The organism is Aminithiophilus ramosus, assembly GCF_018069705.1.
Lineage (GTDB): Bacteria > Synergistota > Synergistia > Synergistales > Aminithiophilaceae > Aminithiophilus > Aminithiophilus ramosus.
The window spans coordinates 364178-379671 of record NZ_CP072943.1 but is presented as its reverse complement, the minus strand read 5'-3'; the positions used below and the strand labels follow the sequence as shown (position 1 = coordinate 379671).

General features: G+C 64.0%; 13 protein-coding genes. 9 read left to right on the top strand and 4 right to left on the bottom strand.

The window, feature by feature from the left end; translation table 11 throughout:
- Nucleotides 1-363: 363 nt before the first annotated feature.
- Nucleotides 364-1656, top strand: a complete 1293-nt coding sequence (locus tag KAR29_RS01515; protein WP_274373898.1) for an MFS transporter — start codon at nt 364-366, stop codon at nt 1654-1656.
- Nucleotides 1657-1806: 150 nt separating this feature from the next.
- Here KAR29_RS01515 and KAR29_RS01510 read toward each other — a convergent pair whose 3' ends face one another.
- The 4 genes from KAR29_RS01510 to KAR29_RS01495 form a co-directional block, all read right to left on the bottom strand.
- A complete protein-coding gene (locus KAR29_RS01510; protein WP_274373897.1) occupies nt 1807-2610 on the bottom strand; it encodes a GNAT family N-acetyltransferase in 804 nt (267 codons plus the stop codon).
- 309 nt (nt 2611-2919) lie between these two features.
- A complete protein-coding gene (locus KAR29_RS01505) occupies nt 2920-3567 on the bottom strand; it encodes a methionine ABC transporter permease (protein ID WP_311135603.1) in 648 nt (215 codons plus the stop codon).
- Nucleotides 3551-4612 carry a methionine ABC transporter ATP-binding protein gene (locus KAR29_RS01500; protein ID WP_274373895.1) on the bottom strand — a complete coding sequence of 354 codons (1062 nt, stop codon included), beginning with the start codon at nt 4610-4612 and terminating at the stop codon, nt 3551-3553. The genes KAR29_RS01505 and KAR29_RS01500 overlap by 17 nt, the downstream gene beginning before the upstream one ends.
- A 41-nt stretch (nt 4613-4653) precedes the next feature.
- On the bottom strand, nt 4654-5448 hold the full coding sequence (locus KAR29_RS01495) for a MetQ/NlpA family ABC transporter substrate-binding protein (RefSeq protein ID WP_274373894.1): 795 nt from the start codon (nt 5446-5448) through the stop codon (nt 4654-4656).
- 496 nt (nt 5449-5944) lie between these two features.
- On the opposite strand from KAR29_RS01495, the gene KAR29_RS01490 reads away from it, so the two are divergent.
- The 8 genes from KAR29_RS01490 (at nt 5945) to KAR29_RS01455 (ending at nt 15305) form a co-directional block, all read left to right on the top strand.
- Entirely contained in the window at nt 5945-6274 is a 330-nt protein-coding gene (locus KAR29_RS01490; RefSeq protein ID WP_274373893.1) for a YbjQ family protein, read from the top strand.
- A 478-nt stretch (nt 6275-6752) separates the two neighbouring features.
- A complete protein-coding gene (locus tag KAR29_RS01485; RefSeq protein ID WP_274373892.1) occupies nt 6753-7922 on the top strand; it encodes a dicarboxylate/amino acid:cation symporter in 1170 nt (389 codons plus the stop codon).
- 269 nt (nt 7923-8191) lie between these two features.
- The gene (locus KAR29_RS01480) at nt 8192-9607 is read left to right on the top strand and encodes a DUF1254 domain-containing protein (protein ID WP_274373891.1); all 1416 of its coding nucleotides are present in this window, start codon (nt 8192-8194) and stop codon (nt 9605-9607) included.
- A 291-nt stretch (nt 9608-9898) separates the two neighbouring features.
- Nucleotides 9899-10726 (top strand): MerR family transcriptional regulator, encoded by an 828-nt coding sequence (locus tag KAR29_RS01475; RefSeq protein WP_274373890.1) that lies wholly within the window; start codon nt 9899-9901, stop codon nt 10724-10726.
- 94 nt (nt 10727-10820) lie between these two features.
- Complete coding sequence (locus tag KAR29_RS01470; RefSeq protein ID WP_274373889.1) at nt 10821-11900, top strand: NAD(P)H-dependent amine dehydrogenase family protein; 1080 nt, start codon at nt 10821-10823, stop codon at nt 11898-11900.
- Between the two features lie 497 nt (nt 11901-12397).
- Entirely contained in the window at nt 12398-13804 is a 1407-nt protein-coding gene (locus KAR29_RS01465; RefSeq protein ID WP_274373888.1) for a PAS domain-containing protein, read from the top strand.
- Nucleotides 13801-13950: a hypothetical protein gene (locus tag KAR29_RS01460; RefSeq protein ID WP_274373887.1), complete on the top strand. Its 150-nt coding sequence runs from the start codon at nt 13801-13803 to the stop codon at nt 13948-13950. The genes KAR29_RS01465 and KAR29_RS01460 overlap by 4 nt, the downstream gene beginning before the upstream one ends.
- Nucleotides 13947-15305, top strand: coding sequence for a DUF342 domain-containing protein (locus tag KAR29_RS01455; RefSeq protein WP_274373886.1), 1359 nt, complete (start codon nt 13947-13949; stop codon nt 15303-15305). The genes KAR29_RS01460 and KAR29_RS01455 overlap by 4 nt, the downstream gene beginning before the upstream one ends.
- Nucleotides 15306-15494: the final 189 nt, after the last annotated feature.

The window sequence follows — 15494 nt, the reverse complement described above, 5'->3', positions numbered from 1 at the left end:
GGGAAGGCCCCTCGGCTCCGACTTCCGTCTCGGAAAAGATCTTTCCCATCCCGAACGAAAGGCCTCTCGTGGAGATCCCCTTCCCGTCGGACCTCTCGCAGGACCTTTTTTCCGAAACCGGATTCCGCCCGAGAGGGACGCCCCTCCCCGGCAGAGGGCGCGAAGCGCCCTGTCCCGCTCCAAGGTCACGACGTTCTCTCTTTCGGGCCTCGAGAGCGCCGGAGCCGATTGGGACAGCGGAACTTCCCGCAGCGGCCGGCCCCCCTCGGATCTCGCGACGGCAGGCCCGTCCGCCTCGGCCGCGATCGGCCTTGCAGCAGAGACCTACAGCTCCCATCTGGACCGAAGAAGGAGAATCCCTCAATGACTGAAGAATGCAGAACGGCACCGAAGGGCTACGGCTACCGCTGGATCGTCTGGGCCATCATGCTCGCCTCCTACATGGTCGTCTTCTTCCACCGTCTCGCCGCCGCCGTCGTCCGCCAGAATCTCGTCGACGACTTCGGCCTCAGCGGCTCGGCCTTCGGGTCTCTGGCATCGATGTACTTCTACGCCTATATGGTCATGCAGATCCCCGTGGGCTACCTGGCCGATTCGCTGGGAGCGCGGGCCACCGTCACCTTCGGCATGACCCTGGCCGGGGCGGGCTCGCTTCTTTTCGGCATGGCCCAGGGAACGACCCTTCTTTTCGCCGGCCGCTTCCTCGTCGGCATCGGCGTCTCGACGGTCTTCATCGCCACCCTCAAGGTCCTCTCCATGTGGTTCCGCGAGCGCGACTTCGGCACCCTCTCGGGCGTGACCAACCTCGTCGGAAGTCTGGGCGGCGTCCTGGCCCAGGCCCCTCTGGCCTGGGCCGTGGCGGCCTTCACCTGGAGGACGACCTTCGTCGCCATCGGCGCCCTCTCGCTCCTCCTCGGAGGCCTCTGCTGGCTTCTGATCCGCAACGCCCCCGCCGACATGGGGCTGGCCCCTCTCAACGCCGCCCCGCCGACGCGGGGGAAACCCTCCCTCGCCGAGGGATTCCGGGCCATCCTCTCCAACTGGCGCATCTGGCCGGCGGCCCTTTTCTACGCCTCCATCATGGGGATCTACCTGGCCTTCTCCGGCGCCTGGGGAATCTCCTACATCGAGAAGGTCTACGGCCTGGCCCGCCCGGCGGCGGCGGCCATCGCCTCCTACATCGTCTTCGGCGCCATGGCCGGAGGCATCATGACGGGCGGCCTCTCGGACCGCATCGGCCGCCGCAAGCCCGTCATCCTCACCATGACGGCCCTCTTCTGTCTCTGTCTCACGCCTCTGGTCTTCTGGAACGGCGGCATGCCCCCCCAGGCCCTCCTCAGGCCCCTTTTCTTCGTCATGGGCGTCACCTCGACGGCCTTCATCCTCACCTGGGCCGTGGCCAAGGAGATCAACGTCCCCCGCTACACGGGCATGGCCGTGGCCCTCGTCAACACCGTCGCCTTCGGCGGAGCGGCCCTCATCACGACGGCCATGGGCGTGATCCTCGACAGAATGCCCGACGCCGCCCCCCTCGTCCAGTACCGGGCCCTCTTCTCCTTCGCCCTGGCCTGCTCCCTCTTCGGAATCGCCTGCGCCCTCCTCATCCCCGAGACGCGGTGCCGCAACATCACCGTCGCCGCGGCGGAAAAGGGCTGAAGGCCTTAAACAGGAGGGCGCGAACCGTCAAAAACGGTCCGCGCCCTCCTGTTATCCTCCCACCGAGGCCCGAGAGCCTCTCGCCACCCGGCCAGACGCTTGAAAGAGACCGCCTCGCCTGGCAAGGTAGACGATGCCTTTCAGTTTATCCTACCTCTTTTTTCCCCACCAGTAGGCTCCGACCTGACGTTCCTTTGGGATGAAACCGACCGACTCATAAATGGCCAAGGCATGGTAGTCTTTATCGGCGACCATCACCAACGTCTCGACTTTCATTGTGTCCAGGACGAAAAGGCTGGCCTGATGGACGAGAGCACCGCATATGCCCCTGCGGCGATAGTCCGGATGAGTCCCCACGTTCTGGAAGCGTCCCAAACTCCCCGTCGAGAAAATCCCCAGATCCGCCACGAGCTTCTCCTCCAGGAAGGCGCCGAACCAGAAACCCAAGCCTGAAGCCGCCATTTTCCTGTACCGAGCCATCTGCCCGTCTTTAAAGATCTTGTAGTTTTCGGGATCGAAGCAGGGGTCGGAACAGGCGATCTGGTTTCGTGTCGCCTCTTCCCACTCGTCATCGCCCTCGATGGGTCTCACGACGACGGACCGATCGTACTTCCGGGGGATCGTGACACGGTCGGCGGCGAGGACGACGGAGCGATTGAGGCTGAATCCCTCCGCATCGAAGGGCCCGATCTCGCCCATCTCCCCATCGACCCCGTCCCATCCGAAGGCGTAATGGTCGACATCCAGCCTCGAGCGGACCTCCTCGTCGAAGACGCCCTTCCACCTTTTCAGATCGCCCGCGCCGGGAGGACCCGGAAAAAGGACGAAGTTCCCCCAGAAGAAGGAGGGATTCTGAGGCGTCAGGGCCACCAGATAGCCGCCGCGATCGAAGATCTCCCCATCGAAGCGGGGAAAGATGAGGTCCGTGCGGTAGCCCAGCGATCGAATATCCATCCTGTCGCTCTCCTCTGTCGTGGCCGGAATCGCACAAGTCTCCCCTCGATCTCGCCGGCCCGGGGAAAACGGTCCTCTCGTCGCCGACGATGGGGGGACCGCAAAGAGCATAGGACAAAGGCGCCTTTCGTCAAAGGGGCGGAAGGGGAAAAGAGGAGGTCTCGACGGAGGGGCTCTGCCGAGTCTGTCCTTCGAGCCCCTCTCCGGTGACGCCGGCGCGATCGACCGGCCGGCGCGGGTCCGAAGCTCCCGCAGGACCTGTCGCGAATCGACCGGGTCCTGCGGGGGTTCCGCTTTCCCTCCGAGACGTCAGTTCCTTCCGTCGCGACGGAGCCTTCGGGCCAGGAGGTCGCCCAGCCCCTGGCAGAGGTGGACGAGGGCGATGAGGACGACGACGGTCAGGAACATGACGTCGAGGCGGAAGCGCTGATAGCCGTAGCGGATGGCCAGGTCGCCCAGGCCGCCGCCGCCGATGGCCCCGGCCATGGCCGAGTAGCCGATGAGGTTGATCACCGAAAGGGTGAGACCGACGACGATGGCCGGAAGGGCCTCGGGCAGGAGGACCTTGACGATGATCTGCCAGGGCGAGGCCCCCATGGAGAGCGCCGCCTCGACGACGCCACCGTCCACTTCCCTCAGAGCCCCCTCGATGACGCGGCCCACGAAAGGCGTGGCCGCGATGGCCAGAGGGACGATGGCGGCGTTAGTGCCGATGGAGGTCCCCACGATGGCCCGCGTCACGGGGATGAGGAGGACCATGAGGATGATGAAGGGCGTCGATCGGGCCGCGTTGACGACGGAGCCCAGAAGACGGTTGATGACGGCACTTTCGAGAAGCTGCCCCTTCTCCGTCACGAGAAGGACGACACCCAGGGGCAGGCCGAAGAGGAAGGCGATGAGACTCGATACGCCCACCATGTAGAGCGTGTCGGCCAGGGAGCTAAACAGCAGCGCCAAGAGCTTTGCCGACATGGCCGACCACCTCCACTTTGAGATCGAGGGACTCGAGATGTTTCAGCGCCGCCCGGCGCTGCCCCTCGTCGCCGGAGAGGCCGACGACGAGCGTTCCGTAGGGGACGTTGCGGATGTGATCGATGTGGGCCGTCAGGATGTTGACGTCGACGTCGAAACGCCGCACCAGATCGGACATGACGGGCTCGGCGGCGACGTTGCCGAAGAAGCGAAGCTGAACGACCACGTCGCCGCCCTCGATGGTCTCGCGGGAGAAGTCGAGCCCCCCGAAGCTGTCGGGGAGATCGACGCCGATGATCTCGCCCAGAAGGTCGCGCGTCGCCGTCTCGCGGGGATCGGTGAAGACGTCGAGGACGGGCCCCTGTTCGACGATGCGCCCCTCGTCGATGACGGCCACGTTGTGGCAGACGGCCTTGATGACGTTCATCTCGTGGGTGATGAGGAGAATCGTCAGCCCCAGTCTCTCGTTGATGTCGCGAAGGAGTTCCAGGATGGACTGCGTCGTCTTCGGGTCGAGGGCCGACGTGGCCTCGTCGGAAAGGAGCACGTCGGGGCCGTTGGCCAGGGCGCGGGCGATGCCCACCCTCTGTTTCTGCCCTCCCGAAAGCTGGGAAGGGTAGTGATTCCGCCGATCGGCCAGGCCCACCAGATCGAGGAGTTCGTCGACGCGGGGACCGATCTTCTCCTTCGACCAGCCGGCCAGCTCCAGGGGAAGGGCCACGTTGCCGAAGACGGTCCGCCGCGCCAGGAGGTTGAAGGACTGGAAGATCATGCCCACCTTCTTGCGCGCCTCGCGGAGGTCGGCCTCGGCCAGGGCCGTGAAATCGACGCCGCCGACGATGACCGTCCCCGCCGTGGGGCGCTCGAGCAGGTTGACGCAGCGGATGAGGGTGCTCTTGCCGGCCCCGCTGGAGCCGATGATGCCGAAGATCGACCCGTCGGGGACGTCGAGATCGATGGCGTCAAGAGCCTTGAGAGCCGTCGCTCCCGTGCCGTAAACTTTCGTCAATCCCCTGAGGGAAATGGCCATTGGAATGAACTCCTTTCGGGCTGCGATTCCCGTTGCGCCGTCTACCACGCCGGTACGAAGGCCCCCTTGAAGCGTTCGAGCATGAAGGTCTTGACGGCATCGGTCTGGTAGGCCTCGACGAGTTTCCGAAGGGCGGGGCGATCCTTGTCGGCCTCGCGGACGACGAGGATGTTGGCGAAAGGCGACGTCGCCGCGTCTTCGATGAGAAGGGCATCCTCAAGGGGAGAGAGACCGGCATCGACGGCGTAGTTGACGTTGACGGCGCCCAGATCGACGTCATCGAGGGAGCGGGGAAGCTGAGGTGCCTCGATCTCGATGAGCTTCAGCTTCTTGGGGTTCTCGACGACGTCGAGGACGGAAGCCCTGTAGCCAACGCCTTCAGCGAGCTTGATGAATCCCTTCTGCTCCAGCAGGACGAGGGCACGCCCGACGTTGGCCGGATCGTTGGGGACGGCCACGGTGGCACCGTCGGCCAGCTCGTCGATGCTCTTGAGCTTCTTGGAATAGAAGCCCATGGGGCAGACGGCCGTCTTGGCTATGGAGACGAGGTGGTAGCCCCGGTCCTTGTTCTGCGTGTCCAGGAAGAACTGATGCTGGTAGGAGTTGGCGTCGAGATCGCCCTGATCGAGGGCCGCGTTGGGGGCGATGTAGTCGCTGAACTCGACGACTTCGATATCGAGGCCCAGGTCTCGGGCTCCCTCCTTGACGAACTCCAGGATCTCCGCGTGAGGGCCCGCCGTGGCCCCCACCTTCAATTTCTCCGGCTCCGCCGAGGCGGGAAGGGCGACAAGGGCATACAGAGCGAGCAGCGCAAGGACGACAAAGGTCTTCTTCACAGGTAAAACCTCCTCATGGATAGGAAAAGGGCCGAGATCCCCTGGGGATCCCGGCCCATTCGAGACAGCGACAGGTCAACAGTCGCCGATCCTTCCTGGAGGAGATCCGCCGCCGTCGCACATCATCATGCTGCACATCATCATGTCGATACGACGCGTCATGGCGACTCCTCCTTTCCCTTCATCTTTCGGATCGGTCGAGGCAAGAAGCGGACAAAGGTCCCTTCTTTCCCCACTTGTTCGGGGATTATAGAGACTTCCATTCCCCTTGTCAACTGAAATTTCTCCCCTTGTCGCCGGACAATGGTATTGTCACTCGTGAAGAGGACAGGGAAAATGTCACCCCGGCGCGTCGGACGACAGTCCGTCTCTTGAAGGTCACCGCCCCGACCTGGAAAGGCCCTTCCTTGATCGGAGAGGGGCGGGAGGCGTATTCTCGACGGGAGGAGAAGGGGCTCGAAAAGAAGGCCCCCCTCATGGAAGGGGAGAAACCATCGTGATCGTGACGACGACGCACGCCGTCGAGGGGAAGAAGATCGGCCGCTATCTGGGCATCGCCTTCGGCGAAGTGATCGTGGGAGCCAATTTTTTCAAGGATTTCAAGGCTGGGCTGACGAATTTCTTCGGCGGCCGCTCGGGAGCCTACGAGGAAGAGCTCCAGAGAGCCCGCGACAAGGCTCTGGCCGAGATGGAGGCGAGGGCCTCGGCGTTGGGAGCTGACGCCGTCGTCGGCATGCTCGTCAACTACGAGGTCATCGGCAGCAACGGCCAGAACATGCTGATGGTCACCGTCTGCGGAACGGCCGTCAGGCTGGAGACGCTCTGAGGGAGGGCCTCCTCGAACCGTGCCGCGGAAGAGTCTCACCGAGTCAGAGGCCGAAAGGGACGCCAGGCGTCCCCTTCGGCCTCTGACGTTCGACGTGGGAAACGATGACCCTCCGTAAAGCGGGCGCGACCGATGACGGTTCTCCCGTCGCCGCAAGGAGAAAGGACTTGCAGAAAAACGGTCTCTGATTTTATGATGCGAATCGGCAGAGGAGAAGACCTCGGCCAGGCAGGCCTCCGGCGGGCCTGGCCGACAGGCCCCTTATACGGAAGGAGGTGAAAAGGCAGAGCCCGGCGGGAGGGAAAGGCTGAGCCGACGAGGCCCCGAACACCGCCAAGGAGGACGAAGAGACCTTTTATCGACAATACCTGAGGAGGCAGGAGAATGACTGAGACCCGCAACAGCCTGTGGAAGACCTACCGCTTTCCGATTATCCTCGCCGGCCGCCATCGTCGGCGGTTCCCTTCTGGGGCTCGCCATGGGCAAGGAGGCCCTCGTCTTCAAACCCCTGGGAGACCTCTTTCTGAACGCCCTGTTCATGATCGTCGTCCCCCTCGTCTTCACCACCATCTGCAGCGCCGTGGCCAACATGGCCTCCATGAGCCGTCTCGGCCGCGTCATGGGCGCCCTCGTCGCGGTCTTTCTCGTCACCGGCGCCATCGCCGCCCTCCTCATGCTCGTCACCGTCAAGCTCTATCCTCCCGCAGCGGGAACGGCGTTGGCCCTGACGGCCCCCGAGGAGTTCCAGCCCCTCAGCACGGCCGACCAAATCGTCAAGGCCTTCACCGTCAGCGACTTCCAGGACCTCCTCTCGCGGCGTCACATGCTGCCGCTGATCCTCTTCTCCCTTCTTTTCGGCGTCAGCCTCCAGATGCTGGGAGAGCGGGCCCGCCCCCTCTCGCGGGCCATTGCCGTCGCCGCCGACGCCATGCTCAATCTCGTCAGAATCGTCATGTACTACGCTCCCATAGGCTTGGCGGCCTACTTCGCCGCCCTCGTCGGCGACTTCGGCCCCAATCTCCTCGGCGCCTACATGCGCTCCATGGTCGTCTACCACGTCGTCACCTTCGGCTACTTTTTCATCGCCTTCACCCTCTACGCCTGGATCGCCACCGAGGGCAAAGGTCTTGCCCTTTTCTGGAAGAACATCATCCCCCCCGCCGTAACGGCCCTGGGGACTCAGAGCAGCACGGCCACGCTGCCCGTCAACCTCGCGGCGGCGGCCCGCATGGGCATTCCCGCCGACATCCGCGAGATGGTCCTTCCCATCGGGGCCACGGCCCACATGGAAGGTTCCTGCCTGAGCGGGATCCTCAAGATCGCCTTCCTTTTCGGCATCTTCAACATGCCCTTTGCCGGCGTCGGCACCTACGCCAGCGCCGTGGCCGTCGCCGTCCTGAGCGGCGTCGTCCTCTCAGGAATTCCCGGCGGCGGACTGGTCGGCGAAATGCTCATCGTCAGCCTCTACGGCTTCCCCCCCGAGGCCTTCCCCATCGTGGCCACCATCGGCTTTCTCGTCGATCCCGCGGCCACGATGGTCAATGCCACGGGCGACACCTGCTCCTCCCTGCTCATCTCGCGGATCGTCGAGGGCAAGGGGTGGTTTCTCCGGGGACAGAGAGCCCTCGGAGGCGGCGAAAGGGACTGACGAACCGGAGCCGGACGGAATCCGCGCGCCCGGCGCCGACGGAAAACGAAAGCGGACGGGAGCCGGACGGGACCTCGGCTTGATGAACGTCGCGCCTCGCTCCCTCGACTTCTCCTAGGAGGACAACGGCCCATGGAGAGCGGCGGCCGATCGGGCCCGGAGGGCGTCCTTCCCTCCGAAGCGGTCCTCGCCGGGATCCTTCTGTGAGATAATTCTCCCGGCGGACTCGTGGCACCCCCATTCCGGGCCGCAAGGAAGGAGATCGCCCCATGAAGGAAAGAGGCCGATTTCTGCGGCGCCTGCCGCTGCTTCTCATCGTCTCTCTCGTCCCTCTTTTCGGCTGCTCCTCGTCGGATCGGGCTCTTACGGCCGAAGAGGCCCGCTCCCTGGCCAGGGAGGCCTACATCTTCGCCTTCCCCATGATGGAGAACTACAAGACCATGCAGGCCCAGGCCCTTCTCCCCGGGAGATTCAACGTCTTCACTCACTCCACCCGTCTTCAGGACCCGAGCTACACCGACATCGTCCGTCCCAACAACGACACCCTCTACTCGACGCTCTGGCTCGACCTTCGGGCCGAGCCGATGGTGATCAGCGCACCGGCCGTCGAGGACCGCTACGTCTCCTTCCAGCTCGTCGACATGTACACCTACAACTTCGGCTACGTCGGGACGCGGACGACGGGTAGGGGAGCCCGTACCTTCTTGGTCGCGGGACCGAACTGGCAGGGAGAGAAACCGAACGGCGTCGACGATCTCTTCCGCAGCGAGGGCGATTTCGTCCTCTGCCTGGGCCGAACACTCGTCGACGGGACCGTCGAGGGAGACCTCGAAACGGTCCTCGCCCTTCAGCGGAACTACGTCGCCCGCCCCCTCTCCGCCTTCCTGGACCAGGCCGCTCCCGAGGCTCCTTCCGGAGACATCTTCCCTCTCTACGTGAAAGACCTGGCCGAGTCGGCCTCGTTCATCGGCTACTTCAACTTCCTCCTGGCCAACCTCGTCGTCGATCCCTCGGAGGAGGAGCTCATCGAGAGCTTCGGAGCCATCGGCATCGCTCCCGGTCTCCTTTTCGACGAGAGGAACTACGACGAGGCGATTCTGGCGGCCGTCGAGGAGGGCATCGCCCAGGCGCTCGACGAGATCGCCCACTCGGCCGCCTCTTTGAGCGAGAGCCGGAACGGCTGGAATCTGGCCAAACGCATCTTCGGCAGCCGGGAGCAACTGCAGGGAGAGTATCTCGTCCGGGCCGGAGCGGCCTATGTGGGCCTTTACGGAAACGACCTCGAGGAGGCCTACTATCCCAGCGCCAACACGGCTATCGACGGAGAACCTCTTGACGCCTCGGCGAACGCCTACGAGATCTCCTTCGGCGCCGACGAGCTCCCTCCCGTCGGCGAAGGCGGCTTCTGGTCCCTCACCCTCTACGACCTCCCCGACCAGTTCCTCGTGGCGAACGCCATCGGCCGCTACTCCATCGGCGACAGGACGCCGGGCCTCGTCTTCGGCCCCGACGGCTCTCTGACGCTCTACATCCAGAAGGACACTCCCGGCGCCGGGAGGGAATCGAACTGGCTTCCCGCTCCCGACGGCCCCTTCTCCCTCACGCTGCGCATCTACCTTCCCGACGAGGAGGCCCTCGACCCCCTCTACGCCCCTCCGGGGCTGACCGGCAGGACTGCACCTTAGGAACGCCTTTCGGTCTCTCTCCAGCCAGAAGCCTGTCGGCCTTGATCCGGCAATCGTCGACCAATAGCCCCTTGAGCTATCCAAAAGAGATTCTTCGCTCTCAAAGTCAAGCTCTTAGTGCCATAGGTCAGGCAAAACACCTTTGTCCAGAGACGTCCGACAGGCTCCCAGGAGACGCCGCATGCAGGGGACATCGCAGGAGAGGCTTTCGATGCGCCACCCTCCGGCCCTGCCCCCACGGTGAGGCGGTTTCGCCCCGAAGGGCTCGGAAACCGCCGGAGGAGGTTCGACATGGAGAGACTGTCCATCGGTGAAATGGCCGCGATCAACGGCGTCTCGATCCAGACGCTGCGGCTCTATGACCGGCTGGGCCTGCTCAAGCCCCAATCCGTCGACGCCAACCGCTACAGATACTACGACATCAAACAGTCCGCCCGACTCGACATGATCCAGAACCTCCAGCTCCTCGGGATGTCCCTCCGGCAGATCAAGGCCCAGCTCGACAGGCAGGACGTGTCGGTCATCCAGGAACTCCTCGAACTGCAGAAAAAACGGCTCGACGAAGAGATCGACCGGCTCCGTGCCACAAGGAAATCGGTGGAACGGACTCTCGTCAACTACAGGCGCTACCACTCCGCCCCCCGGGACGGCACGATCTTCACCGAATTCATGCCCGAGAGGAAGATCTACCTCTACGACAGCGGCATCAACTTCTACGACTTCGGCCTCGACACCTACGAATACATCCTGCGCGAGTTGAAGACGCACATCGCCCTCAACAGGCTCCCCATGGCCTATTTCTGCAACGTCGGCACCCTGATGCGGCAGAATCGGCTCGCCGAAGGGGATTTCGTCTCCACCGAGGTCTTCATCTTCGTCGACGACGACTTCCAGTGCAGCTCCAACGTGAAAACGCTTCCCTCTCAGATCTACCTCTGCATCTCCTGCGACAATTTCCACAAGGAAAAGCGCTACGCCGGACGCCTTCTCGCCCACGCCTCCGAGAAGGGCTACCTCTTCGCCGGCGACTACCTCTGCGAGGTCATAACGGACCTCCCCGTTTTCGTCGACAACGAGCGGGCCATGTCCATCAAACTCCAGATCCCGATAAAGTTTTAACAAGCCTCTTGACTCTATACCAGGGATAGCCCCTACAGTGATTGAAGGACGACCTTCGAATGTCCTGATCGATCACATTCAGGAGGTGTGTTGTATGTCACGTAAGCTTCGTGTCGCTCAGTTCGGTTGCGGAAAGATGTCCGCCTACACCATGCGGTACGTCTACGAGAAGGGCGCCGAAATCGTCGCCGCCTTCGATCAGAATCCGGCCGTCATCGGCAGGGATATCGGCGAGATCCTCGGGACGGAGAAGAAGGGCGTCATCGTCCTCGATGCCTCCGAGGCAGACCGGACCTTCGCCTCCCTCAAGCCCGACGCCTGCATCATCACCACCATGAGCCTCATGAGCGACCTCCGGTCGGCCTTCCTCGCCTGCGCGAGAAACGGCGTCAACGCCATCAGCACCTGCGAAGAGGCCTTTTTCCCCTGGAACTCCTCCGCAGCCATCACGAAAGAACTCGACGACCTCGCGAAAAAGAACGGTTGTACCCTCTGCGGATCGGGATACCAGGATGTCTTCTGGGGAAACCTCATCGCCGTCCTCGCCGGGGCGACGCACCGGATCCACAGGATCCGGGGCAAGTCCAGCTACAACGTCGAGGATTACGGGATCGCCCTCGCCCAGGTCCACGGAGCCGGCCTGGATCTGGACGCCTTCGCCCGGGAGATCGCCGCCTCCGACGACATCTCTCCCGCCGAGCGCCAGGCCCTCATCGACAGGGGGCAGTTCCTTCCCTCCTACATGTGGAACGTCAACGGATGGCTCTGCGGCCGCCTCGGTCTGACGGTCACGTCCCAGACCCAGAAGTGCATCCCCCAGACCCACGACACCGATCTCCACTCGGAAACCCTGGGCATCACCATCCCCGCCGGACATGCGACGGGCATGGCGGCCGTGGTCACCACCGAGACGGAGGAGGGCATCACCATCGAGACGGAGTGCATCGGCAAGGTTTACGCCCCCGACGAGTTCGACCGAAACGACTGGACCCTGACGGGCGAGCCCGACACGCAGGTGATCATCAACCGGCCGGCCACGGTCGAGCTGACCTGCGCCACCATCGTCAACCGCCTGCCCGACATCGTCAACGCCGCTCCGGGATACGTCACGACGGACAAGATGGGCTCCAACGCGTACCGGGCGAAACCCCTCGACGCTTACGTGACCCGCTGAACCCGCGGGAAGGGGCCGCCCCGTTCCGGGCCCCTGCGGCGAACACAGGCCGATGACAGAGGGTGCGGGAGGGGTCCCGCACCCTCTGTCATCGGCGCGTGTTTGCCCATCGCCTCAGGCGCAGGCCGCTCCCGTCCCTGCCGAGCGCTCGACGGGGAAACACCTTACCGAAACAAAGGAAAACGCAAAAAACATGTCGCCGCAAAAATTCAAATCATCACAAAATAAATTTATTTTTATTTAATTGATAATTGCAAACTTTTCTTTGGTTGGCAACGGAAGAGGTCTTATAATACGGACAGGGTTTCCGGGATCGTCTCCGGCCTTCTCGACTCTCTCCCGCCCCTTTTTCGGCGAGCCCTCGTCGCCTCCTTCATGCCTCTTTCCCTCTCCCGGGCCCTCGTCGGCCTCCCTCGTGCGGACCTGTCCCTGTCGGCGGGCACCGCCTCTCGGGGCGATGGAGCGCGGAGAAAAAGGCTGGAAGGGGGACGTGAAGAATGAACCGAAAGACTCTCATGATCGTCGTACAAGAGGCCCTTCAGGCCGAGGAACTGGCCCGTCAGGCCCACGCCCTGGGCTGGACCGTGACGGGGATAACCACCGAGGGCTCGGCGGCCAAAGAGCTTTTCCGGCAGACGGCGCCGAAACTGATCCTCCTGGACATCGACCTCGACGGCGACGGGGTCGTCCTGGCCCGGGAAATCCGCGACCTGGGCGAAGCCGCCTTTATTTTCCTTCTCTCCGAAGGCGACGGGGCCGGGCTGGAGCGGGCCACCTCCGTCGACCCTCTCGGTTTCATCGTAAGCCCTCTGGGTCCTCTCTCCCTTCAGGCCGTCCTCCTCCCGGCATGGCGCCACTACCGCGCCCTCCTGCGCTTCCGCCTCCTCCACCGCTACGCGCCCAGCGGCGTCCTCCTCTTCCGCCACGTCGCCGACGAGGGGACCTACCGGCTGATACACCGTAACGGCGCCGCCGAGGTCCTCGACGGTCCCCTTCCCTCGGAAACGCCCACCTTCGAGGAGTACTTCCGCGATATCGACCACAGGGAGCTGCGCCAGCTCTTCGACGATGTGCTCCTTAGAGGGGAGAACCGAAGCTGCACGGTCATCCTCCGGCGGCGCAGCCACCTCTTCTGCTGGAGGCACTACTCTCTTCTGCTCTTTCCCGAAGGGGAGATCACGGCCGTCTTCCGCGACGATACGGCCGCCCAGAGACAGAAAGAGGAGGCACAACGACGGATCCACGACCTGACGGCGGCGATAGGGCGCCAGGAGGCCCTCGCCTCGGCGGCGACGGTTCTCCTCGACGGGAAAACGCCTCTGGAGAAACGCCTCCGGCTCTGTCTCGAAGGGCTCCTGGCCGTTCTGCGCCGGGAGAGGCCCGAGGCCGGCTTCCTTCTCCGCTGGACGGGAGGCGATCTCGCCGTCGGCGAGACGGCGAAGACGGTGGCCCTCCCCTTCCATTTCAGGACCCCCAATTCCTCCGCAGCGGAACTGATCGCCTTCTGCTCCCCCCAGGGCGACGAAGACCCGTCGTGCTGCACCCTCTCCTACGACCAGACCGAATTCATCCGGCGCGGCATGGCCCTCATCGCCGGGACGCTCCGCCACGAGGAGGAACAGCGGCGGGCATCGGACGCCATCGCCCTCCTCGAGTCCGCCCTGAACGACCTGGCGCTCCCCATCGTTCTGGCCGACCGAGAGGGGATGATCTGCTACGTCAACGACTCCTTCGAAGTCTGCACGGGCCTGTTCAAGGAGGAACTCCACCTCCTCCCCCTACAGGCCCTGGCCCAGCGGATGAGCCCGTCGGCAACGACCGAAAGGCCCCTCGGTCGGCCGGAGAACCCCCTCGGCCATCGCCTGGAGATCACCGACGACGGGGAAAGGGGGGCTCCCTCGTGAAGGAAGAGCGACACGTCGATCTGATCCTGGAAAACCTGCTCCGCGACGTCACGTCCCTGAAGGACTTCGACGAGGAGAAGGAGCCGCTTGCCCCCCCCTGTCCGTCGACGGCTCCTTCCGCTTCTACGTCACGGAAGACGGAATGAGCCTCTTCGTCGACCTTTCCCCCTCCGCGGGAGACGGGCGCCCCCTCGACCTCCTCGACATCAAGTACGACCTGGCCCGCGCCGGCATCCGGGCCCTCCTCGAAGAGGAGTTGGTTCGGGCCATCGAAAGCTGCGAGGCGGAGAAAAAGCCCCTCCGGCGCATTCTGGCCGCCCAGGGCACGCCTCCCATCCCTCCCCGCGAGGGGAGGGTGGAGATTCTCGTCCCCCTCCAGACGTCGCTGGCGACCGATTCCGACGACGACGAGGCCATCGACTACAGGGAAAAGGGCGAGATTCCCTCCGTCAGCCCCGGAGAGCTCCTGGCCATCCTCCACCCCCCCATTCCCGGCGAGGCCGGAAGGGACATCTACGGCCGGGAGATCGCCCCGGTGAGGCCCAGGTCGGCCGTTCTCACCGCCGGATCGGGCGTCCTCTCCGACGACGGCATCCACTTCGTCGCCGAGACCTGGGGACAGCCCCATTTGGAGGGGACGGCCCTCTCCGTCCGCCCCGTGCTGACGATTCAGGGCGACGTCGACTATTCGACGGGCAACATCCGCTTCGACGGCAGCGTCACCGTGACGGGCAACGTCCGCGAAGGCTTCCTCGTCCAGGCCGCCTTCGACATCGCCATCGGGGGCTACGTCGAATCGGCCACCCTTCACGCCGGACGGGACGTCCGCATCCGCGGCGGGCTCCTGGGAGAGAAGACGCGCGTCGACGCCGGGGGCTCCCTCCGCGTTCGTTTCGTCGAAGGAGCCACCCTCTACGTCGACGGATCGATCCTCGTCGAATCCCACATCCTCCACGGCACGGTCCGCAGCTGCGACTCCATCCGCGTCAAGGGACGCAAGGGAATCCTGGCCGGAGATGTCTCGGCCCTGCGACGCATCGACGCCCAATCGGCGGGGTCGCCCATGAGCAGCCGGACGCGACTCCAGGTGGGAGAGAACTTCCGCCTCCGCAGTCAGGTCGACGCGCTCGACGGAGAGATCCGGTCCCTGGAAAAAAACCTCGAAAAGGTGACGAAGACCATTCACGACATCAGCACGAAAATCTTCTCCAAAGGAGGTCCGCTCCTCCCCGTCGCCTTCACCCAGAAACTCCGGTCCATCCTCGATCAGTATGCCCTGCAGAAAAAACGCCTCAATATCATGAAGGAGAAAAAGGCCTCCATGGAGAGCCTCCTCCTCCAGGAGACCCGCAAGGGCATCATCGCCATCCGTCATGTCCTCCGCCCCGGCGTCATCATCGAGATTCAGCGGACCTTCATCGAAATCACCCAGGAGGAGCGCTTCGTCTCCTTTGCTCTCAATCCCGACGATCTGACGATCAGTCGGAGCTCCTACGCCTGATCCCGAGGCCGTCCTGCACAGGCCCCGGCCTCGGCTCCGTCCCGGAAAAAGGGCAGGTCCGCTCCTCCCGTCGGTTCACGAAGAGGGGGGGGGACAGCGCCGGGAAAAGACCGCACCTCGGCCGAAGGCCAAGGGAGATCGGCTCAGGGGCCCCCGCCGAGACGAAAATCTTTCAAGAGGAGGCCCGAA

Bases quoted from the DNA above. Each gene is read 5' to 3' on its own strand.
- KAR29_RS01510 (WP_274373897.1), bottom strand. From the start codon at position 2,610: ATGGATATTCGATCGCTGGGCTACCGCACGGACCTCATCTTTCCCCGC.
- KAR29_RS01455 (WP_274373886.1), top strand. From the start codon at position 13,947: ATGAGCCTCTTCGTCGACCTTTCCCCCTCCGCGGGAGACGGGCGCCCC.
- KAR29_RS01465 (WP_274373888.1), top strand. From the start codon at position 12,398: ATGAACCGAAAGACTCTCATGATCGTCGTACAAGAGGCCCTTCAGGCC.
- KAR29_RS01470 (WP_274373889.1), top strand. From the start codon at position 10,821: ATGTCACGTAAGCTTCGTGTCGCTCAGTTCGGTTGCGGAAAGATGTCC.
- KAR29_RS01475 (WP_274373890.1), top strand. From the start codon at position 9,899: ATGGAGAGACTGTCCATCGGTGAAATGGCCGCGATCAACGGCGTCTCG.
- KAR29_RS01480 (WP_274373891.1), top strand. From the start codon at position 8,192: ATGAAGGAAAGAGGCCGATTTCTGCGGCGCCTGCCGCTGCTTCTCATC.
- KAR29_RS01485 (WP_274373892.1), top strand. From the start codon at position 6,753: ATGGGCAAGGAGGCCCTCGTCTTCAAACCCCTGGGAGACCTCTTTCTG.
- KAR29_RS01515 (WP_274373898.1), top strand. From the start codon at position 364: ATGACTGAAGAATGCAGAACGGCACCGAAGGGCTACGGCTACCGCTGG.
- KAR29_RS01500 (WP_274373895.1), bottom strand. From the start codon at position 4,612: ATGGCCATTTCCCTCAGGGGATTGACGAAAGTTTACGGCACGGGAGCG.